A 22319-nucleotide genomic window follows, 5' to 3' on the forward strand; every position below is an offset into this window, starting at 1 on the left:
CGCATTTCGTCCTGCGATTGCTCGCGTCAAAAAATATGAATTCTGTATTCCCGCGTCGGATATCGGGCCGAGCAATCGTCTCGGCGGACCGGTCCCGTCCTTATTGTTGTTATGCGCCATGCGCATCGGTGGCGGCGTCAGGCGCAGCTCATCCGTTTCGGTCGCGGCGGCATGTTCCGCCAGTCGCCGATGCGGGCCAGTGAATCAGCCCGCCCGGCGCGACCCATTTTTATTGGTCTGTCTCTTCGATCCTTGATCGAAATGCTCGCTTCAAAGTAAATGTTCTTAATACGAACGTTAATTCTTAAAGCGAACGGAGCGGATGTTAGTCCCGCCGCGCGAACGCTGTCAAGCCCACGAAAAGTAAATGCCTTGTTTCGGAATCTGAAGGGAATGAAAAAACGGCCCGGCAGCGAGGCTGCGGGGCCGTGAGATGAAATCCTGAGAATTGTGAGAAGAGGTCTTCGCGGAACGGGTGCTGAACCCGGGCAAGCAAGTTCAAGGCACAACAGGCCGCAGAAGTCTCCGCAGCCTCGGCTGGCTTAGCTGCAGACGAGGCGATTGATCTTGCCGACGGTTTCCAGCAGGCGCGGCAAGCCGCTTTCCAGCATGGCTGCACGCGCCTGCGGGTTGGCCTGGCCGCTGATGTTGACGGCAGCGACTACGCGTCCATTGCGATCCAGCACCGGCGCGGCGACCGAGCTCAGGCCCATTTCCAGTTCTTCCTCGATCATGGCCCAGCCTTGCCGGCGCGCCTGGTCTATGCGTTCGATGAGTTGATCGATATCGGTGATGGTGTGCGGGGTGTGCGCCTTCAGCTCCATCGATTGCAGCCGCGTACGCAACTGCTGGGGCGGCAGACCCGACAGCAGCACCCGGCCCATGGAGGTGCAATACGCCGGCAGACGGCTGCCGACACCGAGGTTGATCGACATGATCTTGTGTGCCGGCACGCGCAGCACGTAGACGATTTCATCGCCGTCCAGTACCGCCGCCGAGCAGGACTGGCGCAGGCTCTCGACCAGATCTTCCATCAGCGGCTGAGCCCGGGTCCAGACCGGCAGCGACGACAGATAGGCAAAGCCCAGCTCCAGCACCTTGGGCGTAAGGCGGAACAGGCGGCCGTCGGCTTCCACGTATTCCAGATGCAGCAGGGTCAGCAGAATGCGACGCGCGCCGGCCCGCGTGAGGCCGGTGCGCTCGGCCACCTCGGACAAGGTCTGGGCCGGGGCATCGCTGCCGAAGCTGCGCAGCACGGCCAGCCCGCGCGCGAACGATTGCACATAGCTGTCGCCCGGCGCAGGCGTGGTTGAGGTTGGGGCTGTGTCGTCGGGTGCTGCAGATTTCATCGGCGCTTCTTTCCGGGCAATCCCGAAAATAGTGGTGTGGAAATGGATGGAGCAAAAGATGGTGCGAAAGATGGAGCAAGAGTCAGGGCGCAAATATAGCCCGAGAACGCTTTTCGTTGTAGGGGCGACAGCGGCGATGCTGCAAGTTTCGCGTCCGGCGCATCAGTTCGCCAGCGCCGGGGAGGCCATCCGGGAGGGCATTTGCTCTGGCGTCAGCTTGTACGGCCTGGCATTTCGAGCTGCGGATTGGCTTCAAGCCGATGCTTGACAAGTTCGGCCATCGCGCCGTAATCTGCGATAAAAGTTCATTTAACGAATAAATGTTCTTAATAAGAACATTTTGAGACCATCCTTTCAGCCTCACTCCAACTCCATGATCAATAAAATTTCTCCTTCCGTCGAACAGGCGCTGGCCGCCGTGCACGACGGAGCGACCATCATGATCGGCGGCTTCGGCGGCGCCGGCCAGCCGGCCGAACTGATCGATGGTCTGATCGCGCAAGGCGCCAAAGACCTGGTGATCGTCAACAACAATGCCGGCAACGGCGAAACCGGACTGGCCGCGCTGCTCAAGACCGGTCGCGTGCGCAAGATCATCTGTTCGTTTCCGCGTCAGGCCGACTCGCAGATTTTCGACGGTCTGTATCGCTCCGGCAAACTGGAGCTGGAGCTGGTGCCGCAAGGCAATCTGGCCGAGCGCATCCGCGCCGCCGGCGCCGGCATCGGCGCCTTCTTCACGCCGACCGGCTACGGCACCGAACTGGCCAAGGGCAAGGAAACGCGCGAGATCAACGGCCGCCAATATGTGCTGGAGCATCCTATCCATGCCGACTTCGCGCTGATCAAGGCCGAGGCCGGTGATCGCTGGGGCAATCTGGTCTACCGCAAGACCGCGCGCAACTTCGGCCCGGTGATGGCGACGGCGGCCAAGGTCACCATCGCTTCGGTGCATGACATCGTCGAACTGGGCAGCATCGATCCCGAGACGGTCGTGACGCCCGGCTTGTTCGTGCGCCACATCGTCAAGGTGCCGCGCACCGCGACCGGTCCGGCCGGCTTTAAGCATGCCTGACCGGCACACCACAGCTCAATGACAAGCTGAAGCACTGCATCAGCAATCAAACCAGGCAAGGACAGAACAATGAACAAATGGACCCGCAACCAGATGGCCGAACGCGTCGCGCAGGATATCGCCGACGGCGCCGTGGTGAATCTGGGCATAGGCCTGCCGACCATGGTGGCCAACTATCTGCCGGCTGACCGCGAAGTCATCCTGCACAGCGAAAACGGCGTGATCGGCATGGGCCCGGCGCCGGCCGCCGGCGAAGAGGATTACGACCTGATCAATGCCGGCAAGCAGCCGGTCACGCTGCTGGCGGGCGGCTGCTTTTTCCATCACGCCGACAGCTTCGGCATGATGCGCGGCGGCCATCTCGACATTTGCGTGCTGGGCGCCTTCCAGGTGGCGGTCAACGGTGATCTGGCCAACTGGCACACCGGTGCGCCGGATGCGATCCCGGCCGTGGGCGGCGCCATGGATCTGGCAATCGGCGCCAAGAAAACCTACGTGATGATGGAGCATCTGACCAAGAGCGGCGAGAGCAAGCTGGCGGCTGAATGTACCTATCCGATCACCGGCGTCTCCTGCGTCAGCCGCATTTACACCGATCTGGCCGTGATCGATCTGGCCGACGGCAAGGCGACGGTCAAGGAAATCGTCGAAGGCCTGAGCTTGGAAGAGCTGCAGAAGGTGACTGCGGTACCGCTGACCGACGGTCGCTGATCCGGTCGATTTTCAGGTAATTTCCGGCACGGAAAGCCTCAGACATATTCATCTTTCAGCGCCGGTTGCGCTGTTCAAAAATTTCAGGAGCAAGCATGTCCCACGCCTATATCTGCGATGCACAGCGCACACCTTTCGGCCGCTACGGCGGCAGCCTGTCGTCGGTACGCGCCGATGATCTGGGCGCGATTCCTATCCGCGCGCTGATGGCGCGCAATCCATCGGTCGACTGGGAAGCCGTGGCCGATGTGCTCTACGGTTGCGCCAACCAGGCCGGCGAAGACAATCGCAACGTCGCGCGCATGTCGGCCTTGCTGGCCGGCTTGCCGCTGCAAGTGCCGGGCGCCACCATCAACCGCCTGTGCGGCTCCGGTCTGGATGCAGTGGGCAGCGCCGCGCGCGCCATCAAGAGCGGCGAAGCCGGCCTGCTGATTGCCGGCGGCGTGGAAAGCATGAGCCGTGCGCCGTTTGTGATGGGCAAGGCCGACAGCGCCTTTTCGCGCGCCGCAAAGATGGAGGACACCACCATCGGCTGGCGTTTCGTCAATCCGCTGATGAAGGCGCAATACGGCGTCGACGCCATGCCGGAAACCGCTGAAAACGTGGCCGAAGAACACGGCATCGACCGTGACTCGCAAGACCGCATGGCGCTGGCCAGCCAGCAAAAAACCGTGGCGGCACAACAGGCCGGCTTCTTCGATGCCGAAATCACGCCGGTGACGATTCAGCCCAAGCGCGGCGATGCCATCGTGGTCAGCAAGGATGAGCATCCGCGTGAAACCTCGATGGAGGCCTTGGCCAAGCTGAAGCCGGTGGTCAAGCCGGGCGGCACGGTGACGGCCGGCAATGCCTCCGGCGTCAACGACGGCGCTTGTGCACTGTTGCTGGCGGACGAAGCGACCGCGGGTCGTAATGGGCTGATACCGCGCGCACGGGTGGTCGGCATGGCGACTGCCGGCGTCGCGCCGCGCGTAATGGGCATCGGTCCCTTGCCGGCAACGCTGAAGGTGCTGGCGCAAACCGGCCTGACGCTGGATCAGATGGATGTGATCGAACTGAATGAAGCCTTCGCCGCGCAAGGTCTGGCGGTGTTGCGCGGACTCGGTCTGAAGGACGACGATGCACGCGTCAATCCCAACGGCGGCGCCATCGCGCTGGGCCATCCGCTGGGCGCCTCAGGCGCACGGCTGGCAATGACTGCCGTGAATCAACTGCATCGCATCAAGGGACGCTACGCACTGTGCACCATGTGCATAGGTGTGGGGCAGGGCATTGCCGTGATTTTTGAACGGGTCTGAGGCAGCGTTCTTACTGCGCTTGATTTCTGCGCAGCCTGCTTTTCTGATCTGATTCAGGCCGCGACGTCTGATGACGTTTCGTGTGCCGCCACCGGTCTCACGCTGATCTTTGCGATCAGTCGTGATGCCGGTGTTTCCTTATCTCTTCCTCAGTGATGGCGTCACAATGGATCCGGCACCAGGTCCGACAGACCCACCACGGTATTCCAGGGCTTCACTTCCCAGCCCGTGACCAATCCATTCAAGACATAAGGATCTGCTTTGGCGAAGGCTGTGGCATGTGCCGGGGTCTCTCCGTTGAACAGCAGCAGAGCGCTTTCAGGCGGATTGCCGACGGCGCCGCCCACTACCAGTTCGCCACGCGCCACCGCTGCTTTTGCCAGATCCAGATGGGCGCTGCGGTATTCCCCGCGCCGTTGCAGATAGTCGGGCGCGGTGTGATAGATCAATAGCTGATGCACGAGGGGCTCCTGATTGTGATTGGACAGAGGGCAAGTTTAATCTCAATCACGATGGAGGTCGGCAGCGTTCCTGCTTTCCATATGACGCAAAAAAACGCGGTGCCCGTCAGGTGCACCGCGTTTTTTTGGTGTGCAGCTCGATGCCGGGTCAATCAATACGTCAGGGTGACGGTCACGGTATCGGAGTAGGTATCGGCGCGAGCCGTTTGTGATGCCGGGATACGGCCATATACGGTCAGGTTCTGAGGCAGACCCAGGGCAAAGCCTGACTGGGTATCGGTGCCGATCGAGGAGCCCCACAGGCTGGTGCGGCTGGCGTCGCGATACAGAGCGTAGTTCAGCGTCGAACCTGCCAGGCCGGTCATTTTGCGCACCGCTGTGGTAGCGCCGCTGCCGGTGCCGCTATCGAGGCCGACGTTGTAGCTGGTGCCGAAAGTGCAGAGTACCGTGATCGAACCGGTCTGATCGAGCTGGCTTGAGCCATAGACGCCGAAGGCGACGGTCGAGCCGGTCACCGCACAGGCGGAAAACACCTGGGTAATCACGCCGAGTGTGCCGGTGATGCTGGCGGCAGCGACTGGCGCACTGGCGATCGCGGTGACCATCATCGCAATGATGAACGACTGTATTTTTTTCTTGATCATGAGCATCTGAACATCCCCCGGCCTGAGCGCCCCGGTAAGCGGGACAGTTGATAAAGCATAGAAATTTCAGGCAACTCAACTGTAAGGCTCAACAGCAAGGTCTTGCATCAGGGGTTTTCCCATGGCGCGTCGATAGGCGCTCAGGAAATTCCTGAGTGGAAAAGTTCTGTCGCATCCGCCGTGCGGGTTTCCGACCTCGTCTTCGCTCTGCTTCGTGTATGTGACGGTGGCGGCCTTTACTCGGGCTGTCGATTCCATTTTTAACGAGGCGACTTCCCCGCTTAAAAACCGGAACAAATCTACGCTATTCGATTTACCCGCAGAGATACGGAATGTTTTAATCGTCCGTGTTTTTCAAAGCAGTTTTATCTACGATCACTGACGCCAACGCGCCCGTCAGAACAGGGCCTGAAGATCGGTGGAAATTCGAGCGACGAATCAACTTTATGGAAGGCGGATGAGCGCTTCCCTGTGAATCCGTTTCCGGATTTTCTGTCGGCTTCGTTCACGCATCAGGCAACAGAAATGCGGAGGTGCACTCATGCACGCCAGAGAGAAATTCAACATCGCGCTTCATGGCAGCATTCACGCTGTCCACGCTGTCCGTGGCGTAGGCGTCCATGCCGTCTTCATCGGGAATACTTCAACATGATGGATCTTCTCAGACAGGGCGACGTCGGCACCCATCCCGGCAGCGTCATCATCAGCGCTTCGGGAAAGATGAGTTTCGGCGGCCGAGCGGTGGCGCGCAAGGGCGACAAGGTGCACTGCCCGAAGTGCAAGACTTCACCCAATGTCCTTATCGAAGGCGATGAGGGCATGCTGGACAACGGTTTGCCCATTGCCCGTCACGGGCATCGCGCAGCCTGCGGCTGCCGTCTCATCTCCAGCCTGCGCTGATATGCCGGTACAGCTTTCCTGCATCGACTGCGCCGGCGGACAATCTGCACTGCCGGCATCGCCGCGCCTGCCGGTCTGGCTGGGCTTGCTGCTGATCTGCATGCTGGCCGGAACAGCTGCGACGCTCCTTCTGTGGCCGAAGAACACATCAACCGCAACACCGATCTTTTGGATCTGCGTTCTGGCGCTTCCGTTTCTGGTCTGGTGCGCCTTGTTTGGCATACGGAGGATGATGTACGAGCGCAGCCTGCTGCATCGCCAGACCGAAGTGGAGATGCAGAAGTCCGAGCGTGAGGCGGCAATCCATTTCGCCAGCGAGCCGCTGGCAGTCGTCGCTTCAAGCTATTGCTGCGCCGTGGCCAACGGAACACTGGCATCAAGCATCTTGTCGGGCGCAGCCATCTTGAAAACACAGCCGGTGCGAAAACAGGCGACCCAACTGAGACATTCGGCGCTTGATCTTGAACTTGGCGCCCGCGAAGACCTTCCTGCCGCACTTCGCCATGCGGACGACAGCGCCTTGCGTTACCACGCGCTGTTCAAAAAACTGATTCATCCCTTGCGTACCGTCATTCTCGAACTGCCGGCCGGCACGGCCTTCGACGTCCGCTTGCAACTACCCGCTGGCGAGCCGCAGAAAGTTCTTCTTTCTTTGTGGAAGCAAGCATGGGATGCAGCGGCCTTGCCAGCAGTCAGCGTCTCGTTGCTGGCCGAGGACGAAGGATTGATGCTTGTCGATCAATGGCTGGATGCATACGGCGGTCCGCAATTGCAAAAGCTCAGCCTGGTGGTGGCCACGCAATTACATGCCGCGCCGGAGGAGGGCAGCGGCGAGGCAGGTGTTGCCTTATTGCTCGGCTGGCCGCTGCTGGCCAGAGAGCTGGGGCTGCCACTTGAAGCCATGCTGCATCGGCCGGTCGACGCCCATGGCATTCCGCTGCAAGCCGCCATGAGCAAGGCTCTGCTGTGGGGCAAGGCAATGCCTGCAGATATTGCACAGCTGTGGCAATCGGCAGTTGCTGGCGATGAAAAGGCCGAGCTCAGCAGGGCCGCCATCGACAACGGGCTCGCTGCAGCACAGCGTCAAGGGCTTTCCGGCCTGGCTGAAATCGATCCCGTGCTGGGAATGCTTGGCGTGGTGCGGCCCTGGCTCTGCACGGCAATCGCCATCGAGCATGCCATCAGCAGCAAGCACGCGCAGCTGATCTGCTGCCGCGGAACCCGTCTGCAAATGGCAATAGTGCAGCCGCTTGCCAATGACAGAGAGATGAACATCACGTGAGGAACTTCATGAAGATATCGGGTCATGCCATGCTGGTGCTGGCCATTACCGCTGCGGGATTATTGCTGGTGTTCTTCTGGGGCGAGCAGTACGAACCCTCGCTGCTGCACCGCGTCCTGATCGTGCTGCTGATTGCGTCGGTGCTGGCCTGGTTCGGCCCGCTGACCCGCGCCGCGATTCGTTTTACCGCCAGGCATGCGCCGCAGCGCCGGCAATTCAGCCGCGATCCCGCGGCTCGTGCCGATGACAAAGTATTTGATGAGGAACCTGCCACGCGGCGCGTGGATGAGATCAAGGCCTATCTGCGCGATCGCTATGGCTGGCGCTGGCTGTGGTCCGGTTTGTATCGCGACCGCTGGTTGCTGGTGTGCGGCGATACCGCCGGCATCGATCTGCTGGCCCCGGGCCTGCGGCGTGACGGCTGGCTGCCCTTGCCGGATGAGGTGTCAGGGCGCGGCGCCATCCTGCTGTACGGCGGCAAGAGCGGAAGCAGCAAGGGCGGGGATATTCCGGACATCGGCTGGCTCAAGCGTATAGGCGGCTTGCGTCGGCGGCGTCCGGTAGATGCAATGGTGGCTGTAGTAAGCAGCGGCCTTGACGGAAGTTTCGTCGGCGACACCCGTCTGCTATCGCACCAATTGCATTTGCAAAGCAGTGCCTTGGGCTGGGCCGCGCCTTGCTATCTGCTCAACCCGAGCGAGATGAATACATTGGCTCTGGATGATCCTGCCGAGCTTGGCGATTCGGAGCGGGCAAGCGAGGCTCAGGCCATTGCCTGCATGTGGTCGGGCCGCAGGGCAAACGTGATGGCGACCGAGCCTCAGTTTCAGGAGCTGAGTCGCAGGCTGGCGTTGCGCGGCGTAGAGCGACTCAAAGAGCATGTGCAGAGATCGGCCCTGGTGCAATTGTCGGCCAATCTGAATGCCCGGAGCCATGCTCTGGCAGAGACGATTCAAGGCTTGCGCAATTCGCGCGCGCGGCGCAATACCGTGCATGGCTGGCTGTTTGCCCCATGGCGCACTACTCCTGTGACGGCAGCAAACAGTGCAGATTCCGACGCTGCGTGGCGTCAGAGCATGCTGCATCCCTGGCAACTCGTTCATTGGCAAACCATCAGTTTGCACAGCCGCTTGACGCGCGGCAGCCGTATCGGCTTTTCGTGGTCCCATGCCCTGGCCTGGCTGCTGGTGTTCGGACTGAGTCTTTGGATGGCCGGCAGTCTGTTGGCCGGCGGCTACAACCGCGCCATGATTGCCGAGGCAGCGCAGCGTGTGACCAGGATTCAGGGCGAGCCGCGCCCGGTGCCGGCAGCCATCGAGCTGGATGCGCTGCAAAAGCAGATCGATACGCTGGAAGTGCGGCAGCGCGAGGGCGCGCCATGGTATAGCCGCTTTGCACTTAATCGCGATGGCGCCTTGCTGGCTGCGCTGTGGCCGCATTACCAGAGCGCCAGCCGCAGAATCCTGAGCGAGCCGCTGGCGCTGCAGATTCAGGACAAGCTCTTGCAGCGCAGCGCCATGTCGATGCAGGAACTGAACGACGCCGGCGAGGCGCAGGTGAAGGCAAGCTACGCTGATCTGAAAGTCTATCTGATGCTGACGCGTCCGCAGCAGACCGATACCGCCTTCCTCAAGTCTTACTGGCAAGACAGCGGACAACCGGTGATGACCACGCAATCCCTGATCACGCCGGGCGGCTGGCGCGATCTGTCGCGACGGCTGATCGGCTTCCATGTGGATCATCTGAAAGCGCACGGGCAATGGGCGATGGCAGAGGACCCCAGCCTGATCAATGCCACGCGCGAATCGCTGGTGGCGGTCATCGGTCTGCAGCACTCGGTCGATGCCCTGTATCAATCCATCATCTCCGACAACGCTGCGCATTACCCGGCGCTGTCGTTGCAGACGCTGCTGGGCGGAAAAAGTAGTCGAGGTCTGTTCACCACCAATGCCACAGTGCCCGGCATCTATACCCGGGTCGCGTGGGACGAGCGGATCGGTAAGCGCATCGACGATGCTGAAAAGCAAGGCGCACAGGGGCATGACTGGGTCTTGTTCGAGAGCGCGCAGCATACAGCCGCCGCTCAGTCGCCGGACGCCGGCAGCGAGCTCAGAACTGCACTGCGGGAGCGCTACTTCGCCGACTATGCGCGCGCCTGGGAGTTGTTCCTGAACAGCCTGCAGTGGCAGCCGGATCAGACTTTGTCCGGCACCATCGATCAATTGACGCTGCTGGCCGATGCGCAGCGCTCGCCGCTGATCGCCTTGTTCAGTGCTGTTTCATATCAGGCCGGCGCCGGCACGCAGCGCAGGTCCTTTTCCGACAATCTGGTCAACAAGGCGCAGGAATTGCTGAAAGGCAGCGACGCCGACGCCGTTCACGGATTGCCGGCCGAGATGGATGCACCGCCGTTGGCATCAGCCTTTGCCTCCTTGTTGCGCTTGCATAACGTCGCAGCTACAGGCGTTACGGTCGGAGCCGGACAGCACACGGCGGCGCCCGGCGGCGCTGCCCAAAACTCGGAGATGAGCCTGGCGCGCTATCTGGAACGCGTCACCGCAGTGCGTCTGAAGCTGCAGCAAATCATGGCCAGTCCCGATCCGGACGCCATGTCGCGTGCCACCGCGCAGGCGATTCTGCAAGGGCGTACTTCAGATGTCGCCGAAAGCCGCGACTACGCAAACCGGGTCGGCGCCAGTCTGGGGCAGCAATGGAGCGGCTTCGGCAATGCCGTTTTCAGTCGTCCGCTGGAGCAGACCTGGGGCGTGCTGTTGCGACCGGCGGCTGTCAGTCTGAATGAGAACTGGCGCAGCGCCATCGTGGTCGCCTGGAATACTTCTTTCAGCGGGCGTTATCCTTTCGTCGATAGTGACAATGATGCTTCTCTGGCCGAGCTGTCGCGTTTTCTGCGCAGCGATGGCGGTCTGATTTCGCAGTTCGTCAGCACCCAGCTGGCCGGCATGCTGGAGCGCCAGGGCGATCAGTGGCAAGCGATACAAGGTGCCGGCAGCACGGTGCTGTCGCTGGATCCGCAATTTATCGCGGCGCTGAATCGACTGACGCGCATCAGCAATCGCCTGTTCGCGCAAGGCGACGCCGGCATTCGCTTCGAACTCAAGCCGGTCGGCAACAGCGGCGTGACCGACCTGACGCTCAAGAGCGGCACGCAGTCACTGCAATACTTCAATGAGAAAGAAGAATGGCTGCCCATGAGCTGGCCCGGCGACGCCTTGAACGGCGCCTCGCATCTCGCATGGCGTACCGAAAAGAGCGGCCTGCGCGCCGACCTCCACGCCGATGGCCGCTTCGGCCTGATTCGTCTGTTGAGCCAGGCGCAGGTTACGCAACTCGACGGCGCCCGCTATGTGCTCAGCTGGAAGAGTGAAAGCGATGATCCGCAAGCCGTCGCACTGCGCATCCTTTTGCGCAGCGAAGCCGGCGGTGGTCCGCTGGACGTGCTGGGGCTGCGCAATTTCGTGTTGCCGCAACAGATATTTCTGGCCCCGCGCGCCGCCGCTGAAAGCGTGCAGATGCGCAAGGAAATCCCAGGCAGGCAGAGCTTATCTTTGTAGCCCCCAGGAGCGGAGAAAACTCGCTCAGCAATCCAGCACATACGGGATTGCTGCCATCCATCCTCATACGCACAAACCGGAGCGACCCATGTTCGCAAGTTTTTTGAATCGGCTGTTCGGCAGCCGCAATCCCGACGAGCTGGTGCGTGAGCGCATGGATGCCTGGCAAGACTGGCTGCGAGCAATTCCCGCAAGCCCATCCGATCCAGGCGCATCTGACGGCAATGGCGTGGGCCGCGATCCTGGCTATGAAGATGCATTCTTTGCGATCAAGGATGAAATCGGCAGACTGTCGAATGTCGATGAACGCCTGATCGTTCGTTGCTGCGAGCAGTTGCTGAAAGAGGTCGGCAAGGACTTAAGGCTGGCGGCTTATTACACCTTTGCCCGCCTGCGGCTCGACGGCGGCGCCGGCTTTGCCGATGGCATCGAACTGACCGCAGCGCTGGTCGAACGTTTCGGCGAGGCGCTGTTGCCGGGGCGTGCGGAGACCAGAAAGGGCGCGCTGGAATGGCTGGCGAATGCACGCCTGCTGGATCAGTTACCGTCGCATGAAGCCTTCGCGGATGCGGATCTGAAGCGTGCAGCGGCGGCCCTCAATCTGCTGGTGACCCGCACTGCGCAATGGCCTGCTGCAGCGCGTCCGGTGCTGCAGCCACTAGTGGCGAGGTTCGAACAGAACGACGCGGATAACCCGGCCCCGGTCGCACAGCAGGTGGGGGCTCACGCTAACGGGCAGGAGACCGCCGCTGCGCAGCGCACGGTTCCTGTCGCACCCATCGCTTCCGGCCGCGACCTGCTTGAACAGGCGCGCGCCATGGCGCAGTTTTTGCGCAAACAGGAGCGCGGCTATCTGTCCTCGGCACGCCTGATCCGCTGCGTGCGCTGGGACACGATTCATGATCTGCCGCCGGCCGACAGCCGCTTGCAGACACGCCTGCAAGCGCCGCGTCCCGAATTGCGCCAGCAACTCAAACGCCTGCTGATTCAAAAACAATGGCACGAATTGCTGGAGCGAGTGGAGGGCGCATTCACTGAAGCGGCCAATCATCTCTGGTTAGATCTGCAGTTCTTTCAGCACACGGCGCTGGAGCAGCTGCGCGATCCCTACACTAGCTGGAGCGAGCTGCTGCGTACCGATTTCGCGCTGACGCTGGAGCGTCTGTCCGGGCTGGAGCGTCTGGCGTTCAGCGACGGCACGCCGTTTGCGGATGACCTGACGCTGGACTGGATCGCCCGTCACGCCGTCGTGCGCAATCTGGAAGCCGGCGAAGCCATGGCGCCGCTGAGTCTGAGCGGTGGTGACACCGCAGCAGGTGCCGCGCAGTGGCAGGAAATCGAAGCGCAGGCGCGCGAACTGTTGATCAATGAAGGACTGGATGCGGTGTTCTCCTGGTTGCAGGGCTTGCCGGGCATGGCAGCGCAACGTCAGCAATTTTTGCAGCGCTGGTTGATGGCGCGGCTGGCAGAGCAAGCCGGAAGAGGGGATATTGCCCAGCATCTGATGACGCAACTGAATGGATTGACCGCTGCGGCACAACTCACATCATGGGAGCCCGCGCTGGTGTTCGACGTCAAGCATCAGTTGTTGCGCCTGCTCAGGCAAGCCGCTGTAAAAAAAGATGCAAACCGGGATGAACTTGAGCCGCGCGTGCGTCAACTGGCGGCTGAGCTCACTGTGCTCGATCCTTTGCGAGCACTGGCAACAAGCTGAATTGGATGAGCCTGAACCGAGCGGAATCAGAGATCCAGATGGACTTGTTGCTCCACCTTGCCCCACCTCGCTTCTACTTCGCCAACGACCGCATCTGCCCCAGCGTCTGTTCATTAACCGAGTCCTGGATCGCGGCCAGGGTCTGTTCCAGATGCTGCTTGACGATCTTCTCGACCTGTTTGCCGTTCTTCTTGTTGTAGCCGTCGAGAATCATGGCGTGCTCTTCGTTGTCGACCTGCAGGATCTTGGGGTGGATGAAGATCGACAGCGACACATAGGGCTCGGCCACCACCAGCAGATTCTTCACGATTTCGTACAGCCGTGAATTTTCTTCGCTCATCATCAGCTTGATGTGGAATTCGCGGTTCAGCGCCGACCACTGATGCGGATCGCTTGAGGCGCACATTTCTTCGTGGATGGCCTGCGCGGCCAGCAGCGATTCGGGTGCGATGGAGCTGACCGCTTTCTTTGCCAGCAGCGGCTCCAGTGCGATGCGCAGTTCGTAGATCTCGGCGACGTCGTCCACCGTCAGCCCTTTGACCACCACGCCCTTGTTGGCGTCGATGAAGACCAGACCCTCCGAACGCAGTCCGCGAAATGCTTCGCGTACCGGCGTGGTGCTGACCTCGAAGCGTCTGGCGACTTCATCCTGGCGCAATTTGTCGCCGGGATGATATTTCCCCGACAGGATGTCGTTTCTCAGCAGGCTGAGGACATGCTGTTCTATGGTTTTAAAGGCTTTCGGCATGCGCGGATTCTTTAGAAGTGTCTCGGTTGGCAATCTGAACGGAGTATCTCGCGCCAGCCTGTCTGCAACTGCATGGCTTGAAACGGTATCCGTCTGACCGCTCTGTGCGGCTCTTGCTGAGTGAGCCATCTTCATCGCATTTTGTCCTGCATGAGACTCTGGTGCAAGTTTCTTCCGCTGCACCAGAGCATTCATTGCTAGCTTGCGGGCGTCAATGACGCCGGCTTCAAGGACGGCAGCACAGTGCTGAGCCATTGGCCGGCATTCAACAATGCCAGATCTTCATTGCTGCGCCCGATCAGTTGCACGCCGTAAGGCAGGAAGTCGGCGGAGAAGCCCGAGGGCACCGTCACCGCCGGCAGGCCCAGCAATGTTGCCGGCGCACAAAACGATGCATCGCCGGTTTTTTCTAGGCCCTTGAGCGCGGTGGTCGGCGAGGTGATGGTCATGATGGCGTCGAGGCCATTGAGGAGCACATCGCGACCGGCGCGCAGCGCGGTCAGCTGATCGAGCAAGACTTGATATTCTGCCGCGCTGATGGTCTTGCCGCGCTCCACCAATTCACGCGTGTACGGGCCGGCGAGGGCGGCCTTGTCCTTGATGTCGTCGTGGATGGCGATGCGTGCCTCGTAAGCCAGGATGTCAAGCGTCAAGGCATTGAGCGCGCGGATATCGAGGCCGAGACCGGCGTCTACGCATTCCACGCCCAGCGCTTCCAGACGGCGCACCACGGCGTCGAAGTTCTGTTGCACGTCGGTGTCGACCTGCGCCCATTGTGACGATCGGTACACGCCCAGCTTGCGCGGTTTGACGCCGGCAGCGAAAGCATCGGCCGATGCCGGTGCCGCGACAGCGCCGTCACGCACGATCACGGCGTGGCATACGGCGGCCCAATAGAAGCTGGAGGTGATGAAGCCGAGGTGATCGAGCGAGGGCGCTAGATCATGCACGCCATCGGTTGGAATCAGGCCGAAGGTCGGCTTGTAGCCGACGGCGCCGCAATACGATGCCGGGCGAATCACAGAACCGACGGTCTGCGTGCCCAGCGCGATAGGGACGATGCCGGCGCCGACTGCCGCGGCCGAACCGCTGGAGGAACCGCCCGGGCTGTGCGCCGGATTCCACGGATTGACGGTCGGACCCGCATCGCGCCAGGCGAATTCGGTGGTGACGGTCTTGCCGAAAATGATGGCGCCGGCGGCGCGCAGCTTGCTGACTATCCATGCATCTTTCTGCGGCTGATGCGTCAGAAAAATCTTGGAGCCGTAAGTGGTCGGCATGTCCACCGTATCGATCAGATCCTTGACGGCAACCGGCACGCCGGCCAGCGGCCCGGTCTTGCCGTCTGTAGCAGCGACTGCGTAGCTCGGGGGGCGATGTACAAAGGCCTTGAGCGTGCCTTCGACCCTGTCGGCGGCGGCGATCGCGAGACCGAGCGCGGAGGGCGCTTCGGCGGTGCTTGCTTGCATATGTGCTGTGGTCATGGTCTGCTCATAAATTAGGCGTCGTGCCTGCCTGTGAAACGAGATGCTGCGGGGATGGTGCAGGATGGCATGTGACGGACTCGATCCAGCATCATGCGACCGGGTCCGTCATTTCAAGCATAGCAATCTTATTTGCCGGCCTTCTCGGCGAAGCTATTGTCGACTGCGCTTTCGTAAGTCACTTCACCCTTCTTGATGTTGCCGATGGAAATCTGCAGATCCAGACCGGCCTGGAACGCCTGCTTCGAGATCGATGGCGTAGCCGGATAAATCTTCTGATCCAGCAGGCGCTTCACGGCAGCTTCCACCACGCTCTTTTCCAGCGAAGGGAACTCGGCCACCGCCACCTTGTAGGCGACCTGCGGCGAAGTCTGCATCAGTTTCTCGGCATCGGCGATGGCGCTGACGAAACTCTGCACCATCTGCGGACGCTTCTCGATGGTCGATTTCAGGGTGTCGATGGTCGAGAAGGCATACACGCCGTCATATTGCTTGGCGAAGTCGTAAACGATCTTGTAGCCGTTGGCCAGCGCCTGCTCCACCTGCGGCTGATACAGCGTGGCGGCAGCCGCGCGGCCGGCCGTCACCGGTGCGATCTCGGTGCCGATGGCGACGGTGTTCAGCTTGACGCTGGACAAGCCCTTTTCCTTCAGCAGATTCTGGAGCAGATAGGTGCTGGTCGAAGGCGGCAGGGCGGCGGAAATGGTCTGATCCTTGAGGTCGGCAATCGACTTGATCGGTGAATTGGGCGGCGCCACCATCCACACCGGCACGCCGGACACTACCATCGCGACGTTAATCAGCGAGGCGCCCTTGAGGTTGGCCAGCACCGCCGTCATCGGATCCTGCAGCGAAAAATCGGCATGACCGCCGATCACCGCGGCCACGCCCTGGGCGCCGCCGCCGGCCGTCACTTTTTGCACTTCAAGACCGTGTTTGGCGAACAGGCCTTCGTTCATCGCCACATACAGCGGCAGATACTGAATCGACTGGAAAGCCTGATAGATCACCGCCTTTTCAGCGGCGAAGGAACTGGGCGCGGCCAGGCAGGCGCCGGCGATCAATGCGGAACCGAGCAGACTGCGGGCGTACTTCATTGTTCGACTTTCCATGAAACGATCCTCTCTTCTATTAGTTGGACAACCCAGGTAAGTACAGCCGCCATCAGCGTCAGAATGATGACGCCGAGCCAGACAGTATTGAGATCAAACAGCGAGCCGGCGACGAACACCGCGTGGCCCAGGCCGTTTTCAGAGGCGATGAATTCGCCCACCACAGAACCGATCAGCGCGAAGCCGATGTTGATGCGGAAGATGGAAAAGATCCAGGGGACCGAGGCCGGCAGGATCAGCTTCTTGAACACCTTGGCGCGCTGCGCCTTGAAGGATTTGAAGAGGTTGAGCAAGTCCTTGTCGACCTCCTGCGCGGCAGCGCAGGACGAGATCATTGCTACCGCGAAGGTCGAGATGCCGGCCAGCCAGATCTTGGACACCATGCCCGAACCGAACCAGATGATGATCAGCGGGCCCAGTGCAATCTTCGGAATGCTGTTGAGCAGTATCGAAAACTGTTCGACGATGTCCGAGGTGCGCGGATAGAACCACAGCACCAGACCCAACACTATGCCCAGGCCGCTGCCGATCACCAGCCCGAGCAGGGTTTCCACCAGCGTGACCCAGGTGTCGTACGCCAGCTGGCCCTTGGTGAAACCGATCACCGCCGACTTGTAAATGCCGAGCGGCGAGCCCAGCAGCTGGCCGTTGATCAGATTGGCCTGCGCCGCCATTTGCCACAGCACCACCAGTACGACCAGGATGGTGGTGACGATCATGGTCGCGCCGTTGTTTTTCTTTTTCATGACTTGTCCTTTTGTGTCTCTGAGCCGCTCAGACGCCGGCGTGCGCCACGTCGCTGGCACGCAAGGCATTCCAGATTTCCTTGTGATACTGCGGAAACTCGGGCGCGCCGCGCGCCGTTACGGCATCACGATGGCCGTCGCTGCCCTCGACCGTCAGCACGATCTTTTCTTCGCGCGTGATCTTGGCCGGGCGCCCGCCCAGCACCACGATGCGATTGCTCATGGCGATCGCTTCATCGATGTCGTGGGTTACCAGAATCACGCTGGTGCCTTCGGTGCGGGTCAGGCTGATGACGTCGTTTTCCAGCATCAGGCGGGTTTCGTAATCGAGCGCCGAGAAGGGTTCATCCAGCAGCACCACGGTCGGATCGGCCAGCAGCGTGCGGGTCAGCGCCACGCGTTGCTTCATGCCGCCGGACAAGGAGTGCGGATAGGCATTTGCCACCGACTCCAGACCGTAACGGCCCAGCATGGCCCTGGCGCGCGTGCGGTCGGCGTCGGTTACCTCGCGATTCAGTTCTATGCCCAGCACCGCGTTTTCGAGGATGGTGCGCCATGGCAGCAGCAAGTCTTTTTGCAGCATGTAAGCGATGCTGCCGGGCTTGCCGTCTTCCTTGGCGCCCAGCGCAATCTGGCCGGCGCTGGGCTTGAGCAGGCCGGAGATCAGATTGAAGAGGGTGCTTTTACCGGCGCCGCTGCGACCGACGATGGCCACGATTTCGGCCTTGCCGACGGCGAAATTCAGGTTTTGAAAGATACGGATTTCTTCACCATTGGATTTGATGAAGGCATGACTGAGATTCCTGACTTCAAGGCGGTTCTCCAACATTTGCTCCCTGATAGAGGTCGACCTGGCGTCGACCGATGAGTCAAAATTGTTGCCGATGCATATTGCCATTTACCAACTATGCATAATGCATAATATATTTTCTAAGCACGAGCCGTGCCAGAAGTGCGTATGTGCTGGAGAGAGAAAATGCCGATCACCGCAGTTCTTTATGGACGGCGGATTTGCGGATCAGCGGAGGGGAAATCGCCCCTTTTCAGCGCGGGCGATCGGACGGATATGGATGAATACGGATGAATACAGGCGCACAGAATCCGTGCGCGAGCACAAGCCCGCCCAAACATGGCGCGGGGTGAAATGGGGAACTCAAGTCTTTGCCAGCCAGCGGGAATTGCAATCTACCGGGCGAGAAAGTTCCGATGGCAGACGCCTGCATGCCCGCGCTCACTGAAACGTCTGCAGCCTCTGCTTGATCCACTTCAACAGCTCCTCAGCCGCGACCGGCAAGGGCCGCCCGACTTTCGCCAGCAGCCTTGCCTTTACCTTCTTGAACAGCGGATGGTCGATCGGCAGCGTGACCAGTTCGCCGCTGGCGATTTCCTTGAAGGCCGAGAAGCCGCCGATGAAAGACACGCCGTCGCTGCGGCTGACGAAGCGGCGCAGCGATGCCAGCGAGTTGGTCATGAAGGCTGGATTCAGTTCCAGATTTTCGGAATAGGCCATCAGTTGCACTGCCTTCCCCAGGCCATATTCAGGCGGCATCATCGCAATCGGATAATGCAGAATTTCCTTGAAGTGAACCTTGGCGCCGCGCAGTGCGAGCGGATGTCCGGCGCGCACCAGCAGCTCCACCGGCTGGCTGGAGCTGGCCAGATATTGAATCTCGGGATGCGCCGGCGGGTTGTAGGCCAGCGCCAGGTGGGCCCGGTTTTCCGCGACTTCCGATAATAGATCGCTGACCGCCAGCACGTCCACCGTCACCCGCACGCCGGGGTAGGTGGTGCAGAAATCGGTCAGCACCTCATCCATCAGGCCGTCCACATAGCCTTCGCTGATCACCATGCGCACTTCGCCCGACTGCAGCCCATGCAGCGACATCAGCCGCTCTTCGAATTGCTCCTGCTGCGACTGGCAGCCGCGCCAGAAGTCGAGCAGCATGCGCGCCGCCTCAGTCGGCTCGACGCCGCGCGCCTGGCGTTCGAACAGTTGCGCGCCGATTTCTTCTTCCAGCAGCCGAATCTGGCGCGTGATCACCGAAGGGGATGTATTCAGGCTTTCGGCCGCGCGGCGTATGGATTTGTGCGTGAGCACTTCGTGGAAGTAGCGAATGCGGCGCTGATTCAGTTCTCTCATCGGAAATGTCCTGCGTTGCTCACCGGGCAACGATAAGTTTAAAAAGTTGCTCTTGCTCGATAACTTGCGAGGACTGAATATAAAGCGCTTTCACAAATTATTTAACAAATAATTTTCAGCCCAGGCTTCAAGCGCAGCTTCACATCATCCATCCAGCCAACGCTCATTCGGGAGAAAAGCGTGTCCACAAGCATTCAGCCAAACGAGGCGGCACTGTCCGCTCTGTATAGCAAGATCAATTGGAGACTTCTGCCATTCCTGCTGCTCTGCTACATCTTTGCCTATCTCGATCGCGTCAATATCGGCTTCGCCAAACTGCAGATGCAGTCCGACCTGGGCTTGTCTGATGCCGCCTACGGACTGGGCGCCGGCATCTTCTTCATCGGCTACGCCATGTTCGAGATTCCCAGCAATCTGATGCTGCCCAAGGTCGGCGCCAGCAAGACCATCAGCCGCATCATGATTCTGTGGGGCCTGACTTCGGCCAGCATGCTGTTCGTGCAGACCGAAACTTCCTTCTACTGTCTGCGCTTCCTGCTCGGTGTATTCGAAGCCGGTTTCGCGCCCGGCATGATCTTCTATCTGACCTATTGGTACCCGCAGCGTCGCATGGCGCGGGTGATGTCCATCGTCATGCTGGCGGCGCCGCTGGCCGGCATCTTCTGTGCGCCGCTGTCGACCTGGATCATGGGCGCGTTTGCGGATCTGCACGGCTTGAAGGGCTGGCAATGGATGTTCCTGATCGAAGGCCTGCCCTGTGTGCTGCTCGGCTTGCTGTGTCTGAAAGTGCTGAGCGACAGGCCGCAAGATGCCGGCTGGCTGAGCGATGAGGAAAAGCGCCTGCTGGCCTCCGACGTGACGCCTGTGTCGACCAAACATCATTCCTTCCGCCAGGTTGCCACGGACCCCAAGGTGTATCTGATGGCTTTCGGCTATTTCTGCCTGATCAGCGGCATCTACGCCGTGAGCTTCTGGCTGCCGACCATCATCAAGGACAGCGGCGTCACCAATCTGGTCCACATCGGTTTCTATTCGGCCATTCCCTATGTGGTGGCGGCGATCTGCATGCTGATCTTCAGCTGGAGCTCCGACCACTTCCGCGAACGGCGCTGGCACAGCGCGGTGCCGGCCTTTGTCGCCGCCGTCATGCTGGTGGCGGCCACCATGAATAGCGGCAATCTGTGGCCGGCCTTGTTCTGCATGACGATTGCGACCGCCATGATGTGGGTGGCCTACACGGTGTTCTGGGCGATACCTTCGGAATATCTGAAAGGCGAAGCCAGCGCCGGCGGCATTGCCTTGATCAATACCATCGGTCTGCTCGGCGGCTTCCTCAGTCCGACCCTGATCGGCTGGATACGCACCGCCACCGGCAATACGCAATCCGGCTTGTGGGTGATGGTGGGCTTGCTGGTGGTCGGATTCGTATTACTCGCGCTGAACCGTCAGCCGGCGGCAGCACAGGCCGCTTATTAAAAAAGTCATTCGATTTCAGCAGATTCTTGAAAAGGATTTTTTGTCGCCATGCGTATCTTAATTGCCGGTTTCCAGCACGAAACCAATACCTTTGCGCCTTCCAAAGCCAGCTACAGCAGCTTCGAAAAGGGTGAGGGCTTTCCCATGATGCAACGCGGCGCACAGTTGCTTGCGCTGCGTGAGGTCAACATTCCTGCGGGCGGATTCATTCTGGCGGCAGAGGAAGCCGGGCATGAGCTGCTGCCGGTGATCTGGGCCGGCGCCAGTCCCTCGGCCCATGTCACCGCCGACGCCTATGCCAGGATCGCCGGCGAAATCGTCGATGCAGCGAGAAGCAGCAAGCCCGACGCCATCTACCTCGATCTGCACGGCGCCATGGTGGCCGAGAGCACCGACGACGGCGAGGGCACTTTGCTGGAATTGCTGAGAGCAGTGGTCGGGCCGACGATTCCCATCGTGATCTCGCTCGACCTGCACGCCAACGTGACGCAGAAGATGCTGACGCTGGCCGATGCGCTGGTGGCCTATCGCACCTATCCGCACGTCGACCTGGCCGAAACCGGGGCGCGCGCGTTTGTCTTGTTGCAGCAGTTGGTGGCGCAGCCGGGTGCGATCAAGACCGTCCATCGTCGTCTGCCGTTTCTGATTCCCATCAATGGCATGTGCACCTTGCTGGAGCCGGCGCAGTCGATGTACGCCGCGCTTGAATCAATGGAATCATCCATGGAATCGCAGGCGCCCGATGAAGTCGTTTCGCTCTCGTTCTGCCCGGGTTTTCCGGCGGCCGACTTTCCCGAGTGCGGCCCGGTGATCTGGGGTCACGGCAAGAACATCGAAGCGGTCGCACGCGCCGTAGCGCAGCTCTACGACAAGATGATGCAGGACGAAGCCTTGTGGGAAGTACCGTTCCTGACACCCGATGCCGCCGTCAAGGAAGCGATCCGCATCAGCCTGACCGCCGACAAGCCGGTCGTCATCGCCGACACCCAGGACAACCCCGGCGCCGGCGGCGACTCCAACACCATGGGCATGCTGCGCGCGCTGCTGGCCAATCAGGTCGAGAACGCCGCCATCGGCCTCATCAGCGATCCGCAGGCCGCCGCGCTGGCGCATGCGGCCGGCATCGGCGCCAGGCTGCAGCTGAATCTGGCCGGCACCTCGGGCGTAGAAGGCGATAGTCCCTTTGCCGGCGAATTTGAAGTCATTGCTCTGTCGGACGGCCGCGTGCGCTACGACGGCCCGATGATGACCGGCATGCTGGCCGAGCTCGGCCCCACCGCCTGCCTGCGCATCGGCGGCGTGGACATTGCCGTGAGCACCAGCAAGGCGCAGATGTTCGACCGCAACCTGTACCGCGTGGCCGGCATCCATCCGGAGTCCAAGAAGATTCTGGTCAATAAAAGCTCGGTGCATTTTCGGGCCGATTTTCAGCCTGTTGCGGCAGCGGTGCTGGTGGCGAAAGCACCGGGGCCGATGGTGGCCGACCCGGCCGAGCTGCCGTGGAGGCATTTGCAAGAGGGCATCAGAACCAGCCCGGGTGGACCCGCATTCGTGCGTCCGGTCTGAATAAAAACGCCACTATTTCTAGTGGCGTTTTTTCTTGCATGTTG

The 22319-nt window shown here is 60.8% G+C and carries 18 protein-coding genes; 9 read left to right on the forward strand and 9 right to left on the reverse strand.

All coding sequences use genetic code 11. The annotated features are described in order from the left end of the window. Positions 1-542: 542 nt before the first annotated feature. On the reverse strand, positions 543-1349 hold the full coding sequence (locus tag PQR62_RS13560; RefSeq protein ID WP_408158471.1) for an IclR family transcriptional regulator domain-containing protein: 807 nt from the start codon (positions 1347-1349) through the stop codon (positions 543-545). A 373-nt stretch (positions 1350-1722) separates the two neighbouring features. On the opposite strand from PQR62_RS13560, the gene PQR62_RS13565 reads away from it, so the two are divergent. The 3 genes from PQR62_RS13565 (at position 1723) to pcaF (ending at position 4430) form a co-directional block, all read left to right on the forward strand. After that, complete coding sequence (locus PQR62_RS13565; protein WP_408158472.1) at positions 1723-2421, forward strand: 3-oxoacid CoA-transferase subunit A; 699 nt, start codon at positions 1723-1725, stop codon at positions 2419-2421. 69 nt (positions 2422-2490) lie between these two features. After that, entirely contained in the window at positions 2491-3132 is a 642-nt protein-coding gene (locus PQR62_RS13570) for a 3-oxoacid CoA-transferase subunit B (RefSeq protein ID WP_408158473.1), read from the forward strand. A 95-nt stretch (positions 3133-3227) separates the two neighbouring features. Next, positions 3228-4430, forward strand: a complete 1203-nt coding sequence (gene pcaF / locus PQR62_RS13575; RefSeq protein ID WP_408158474.1) for a 3-oxoadipyl-CoA thiolase — start codon at positions 3228-3230, stop codon at positions 4428-4430. 161 nt (positions 4431-4591) lie between these two features. Here the strand turns inward: pcaF and PQR62_RS13580 are convergent, their stop codons facing one another. Then, positions 4592-4891 (reverse strand): YciI-like protein, encoded by a 300-nt coding sequence (locus PQR62_RS13580; protein ID WP_408158475.1) that lies wholly within the window; start codon positions 4889-4891, stop codon positions 4592-4594. A 152-nt stretch (positions 4892-5043) separates the two neighbouring features. Next, complete coding sequence (locus tag PQR62_RS13585) at positions 5044-5535, reverse strand: Csu type fimbrial protein (RefSeq protein WP_408158476.1); 492 nt, start codon at positions 5533-5535, stop codon at positions 5044-5046. Positions 5536-6183: 648 nt separating this feature from the next. Here PQR62_RS13585 and PQR62_RS13590 point away from each other — a divergent pair. The 4 genes from PQR62_RS13590 (at position 6184) to tssA (ending at position 13003) form a co-directional block, all read left to right on the forward strand. Then, entirely contained in the window at positions 6184-6435 is a 252-nt protein-coding gene (locus PQR62_RS13590; protein ID WP_408158477.1) for a PAAR domain-containing protein, read from the forward strand. 1 nt (position 6436) lies between these two features. Beyond that, entirely contained in the window at positions 6437-7717 is a 1281-nt protein-coding gene (locus PQR62_RS13595) for a KPHS_23130 family T6SS system protein (protein ID WP_408158478.1), read from the forward strand. A gap of 8 nt (positions 7718-7725) precedes the next feature. Then, complete coding sequence (locus PQR62_RS13600) at positions 7726-11289, forward strand: ImcF-related family protein (RefSeq protein ID WP_408158479.1); 3564 nt, start codon at positions 7726-7728, stop codon at positions 11287-11289. 88 nt (positions 11290-11377) lie between these two features. Beyond that, positions 11378-13003: a type VI secretion system protein TssA gene (gene tssA, locus PQR62_RS13605; RefSeq protein ID WP_408158480.1), complete on the forward strand. Its 1626-nt coding sequence runs from the start codon at positions 11378-11380 to the stop codon at positions 13001-13003. A gap of 73 nt (positions 13004-13076) precedes the next feature. On the opposite strand, the gene PQR62_RS13610 is transcribed toward tssA, so the two are convergent. The 6 genes from PQR62_RS13610 to PQR62_RS13635 all read right to left on the reverse strand — a co-directional run bounded on the left by PQR62_RS13610 (position 13077) and on the right by PQR62_RS13635 (position 19233). After that, positions 13077-13751: a GntR family transcriptional regulator gene (locus PQR62_RS13610; RefSeq protein ID WP_408158481.1), complete on the reverse strand. Its 675-nt coding sequence runs from the start codon at positions 13749-13751 to the stop codon at positions 13077-13079. Positions 13752-13948: 197 nt separating this feature from the next. Beyond that, the gene (locus PQR62_RS13615) at positions 13949-15235 is read right to left on the reverse strand and encodes an amidase (protein WP_408158482.1); all 1287 of its coding nucleotides are present in this window, start codon (positions 15233-15235) and stop codon (positions 13949-13951) included. Positions 15236-15363: 128 nt separating this feature from the next. Beyond that, on the reverse strand, positions 15364-16347 hold the full coding sequence (locus PQR62_RS13620; RefSeq protein ID WP_408158483.1) for an ABC transporter substrate-binding protein: 984 nt from the start codon (positions 16345-16347) through the stop codon (positions 15364-15366). Beyond that, positions 16329-17093 carry an ABC transporter permease gene (locus tag PQR62_RS13625; RefSeq protein WP_408158484.1) on the reverse strand — a complete coding sequence of 255 codons (765 nt, stop codon included), beginning with the start codon at positions 17091-17093 and terminating at the stop codon, positions 16329-16331. The genes PQR62_RS13620 and PQR62_RS13625 overlap by 19 nt, the downstream gene beginning before the upstream one ends. 28 nt (positions 17094-17121) lie before the next feature. Next, positions 17122-17922 (reverse strand): ABC transporter ATP-binding protein, encoded by an 801-nt coding sequence (locus PQR62_RS13630; protein ID WP_408158485.1) that lies wholly within the window; start codon positions 17920-17922, stop codon positions 17122-17124. A gap of 402 nt (positions 17923-18324) precedes the next feature. After that, a complete protein-coding gene (locus PQR62_RS13635; protein WP_408158486.1) occupies positions 18325-19233 on the reverse strand; it encodes a LysR family transcriptional regulator in 909 nt (302 codons plus the stop codon). A 180-nt stretch (positions 19234-19413) separates the two neighbouring features. Between PQR62_RS13635 and PQR62_RS13640 the strand changes: the two genes are divergently transcribed. Both PQR62_RS13640 and PQR62_RS13645 read left to right on the forward strand, forming a co-directional pair. Next, positions 19414-20709: an MFS transporter gene (locus PQR62_RS13640; protein ID WP_408158487.1), complete on the forward strand. Its 1296-nt coding sequence runs from the start codon at positions 19414-19416 to the stop codon at positions 20707-20709. Positions 20710-20757: 48 nt separating this feature from the next. Then, complete coding sequence (locus PQR62_RS13645; RefSeq protein WP_408158488.1) at positions 20758-22275, forward strand: M81 family metallopeptidase; 1518 nt, start codon at positions 20758-20760, stop codon at positions 22273-22275. Positions 22276-22319 lie beyond the last annotated feature (44 nt).

It is taken from the genome of Herbaspirillum lusitanum (assembly GCF_046025995.1).
Lineage (GTDB): Bacteria > Pseudomonadota > Gammaproteobacteria > Burkholderiales > Burkholderiaceae_D > Herbaspirillum > Herbaspirillum lusitanum_A.

Excerpts from the sequence above, each read along its gene's own strand:
- PQR62_RS13565 (WP_408158472.1), top strand. The coding sequence starts at position 1,723 with ATGATCAATAAAATTTCTCCTTCCGTCGAACAGGCGCTGGCCGCCGTG.
- PQR62_RS13635 (WP_408158486.1), bottom strand. The coding sequence starts at position 19,233 with ATGAGAGAACTGAATCAGCGCCGCATTCGCTACTTCCACGAAGTGCTC.
- PQR62_RS13645 (WP_408158488.1), top strand. The coding sequence starts at position 20,758 with ATGCGTATCTTAATTGCCGGTTTCCAGCACGAAACCAATACCTTTGCG.
- tssA (WP_408158480.1), top strand. The coding sequence starts at position 11,378 with ATGTTCGCAAGTTTTTTGAATCGGCTGTTCGGCAGCCGCAATCCCGAC.
- PQR62_RS13595 (WP_408158478.1), top strand. The coding sequence starts at position 6,437 with ATGCCGGTACAGCTTTCCTGCATCGACTGCGCCGGCGGACAATCTGCA.
- PQR62_RS13600 (WP_408158479.1), top strand. The coding sequence starts at position 7,726 with ATGAAGATATCGGGTCATGCCATGCTGGTGCTGGCCATTACCGCTGCG.
- PQR62_RS13610 (WP_408158481.1), bottom strand. The coding sequence starts at position 13,751 with ATGCCGAAAGCCTTTAAAACCATAGAACAGCATGTCCTCAGCCTGCTG.
- PQR62_RS13630 (WP_408158485.1), bottom strand. The coding sequence starts at position 17,922 with ATGTTGGAGAACCGCCTTGAAGTCAGGAATCTCAGTCATGCCTTCATC.
- PQR62_RS13590 (WP_408158477.1), top strand. The coding sequence starts at position 6,184 with ATGATGGATCTTCTCAGACAGGGCGACGTCGGCACCCATCCCGGCAGC.
- PQR62_RS13560 (WP_408158471.1), bottom strand. The coding sequence starts at position 1,349 with ATGAAATCTGCAGCACCCGACGACACAGCCCCAACCTCAACCACGCCT.
- PQR62_RS13585 (WP_408158476.1), bottom strand. The coding sequence starts at position 5,535 with ATGATCAAGAAAAAAATACAGTCGTTCATCATTGCGATGATGGTCACC.
- PQR62_RS13570 (WP_408158473.1), top strand. The coding sequence starts at position 2,491 with ATGAACAAATGGACCCGCAACCAGATGGCCGAACGCGTCGCGCAGGAT.
- PQR62_RS13620 (WP_408158483.1), bottom strand. The coding sequence starts at position 16,347 with ATGGAAAGTCGAACAATGAAGTACGCCCGCAGTCTGCTCGGTTCCGCA.
- PQR62_RS13625 (WP_408158484.1), bottom strand. The coding sequence starts at position 17,093 with ATGAAAAAGAAAAACAACGGCGCGACCATGATCGTCACCACCATCCTG.
- PQR62_RS13615 (WP_408158482.1), bottom strand. The coding sequence starts at position 15,235 with ATGACCACAGCACATATGCAAGCAAGCACCGCCGAAGCGCCCTCCGCG.
- pcaF (WP_408158474.1), top strand. The coding sequence starts at position 3,228 with ATGTCCCACGCCTATATCTGCGATGCACAGCGCACACCTTTCGGCCGC.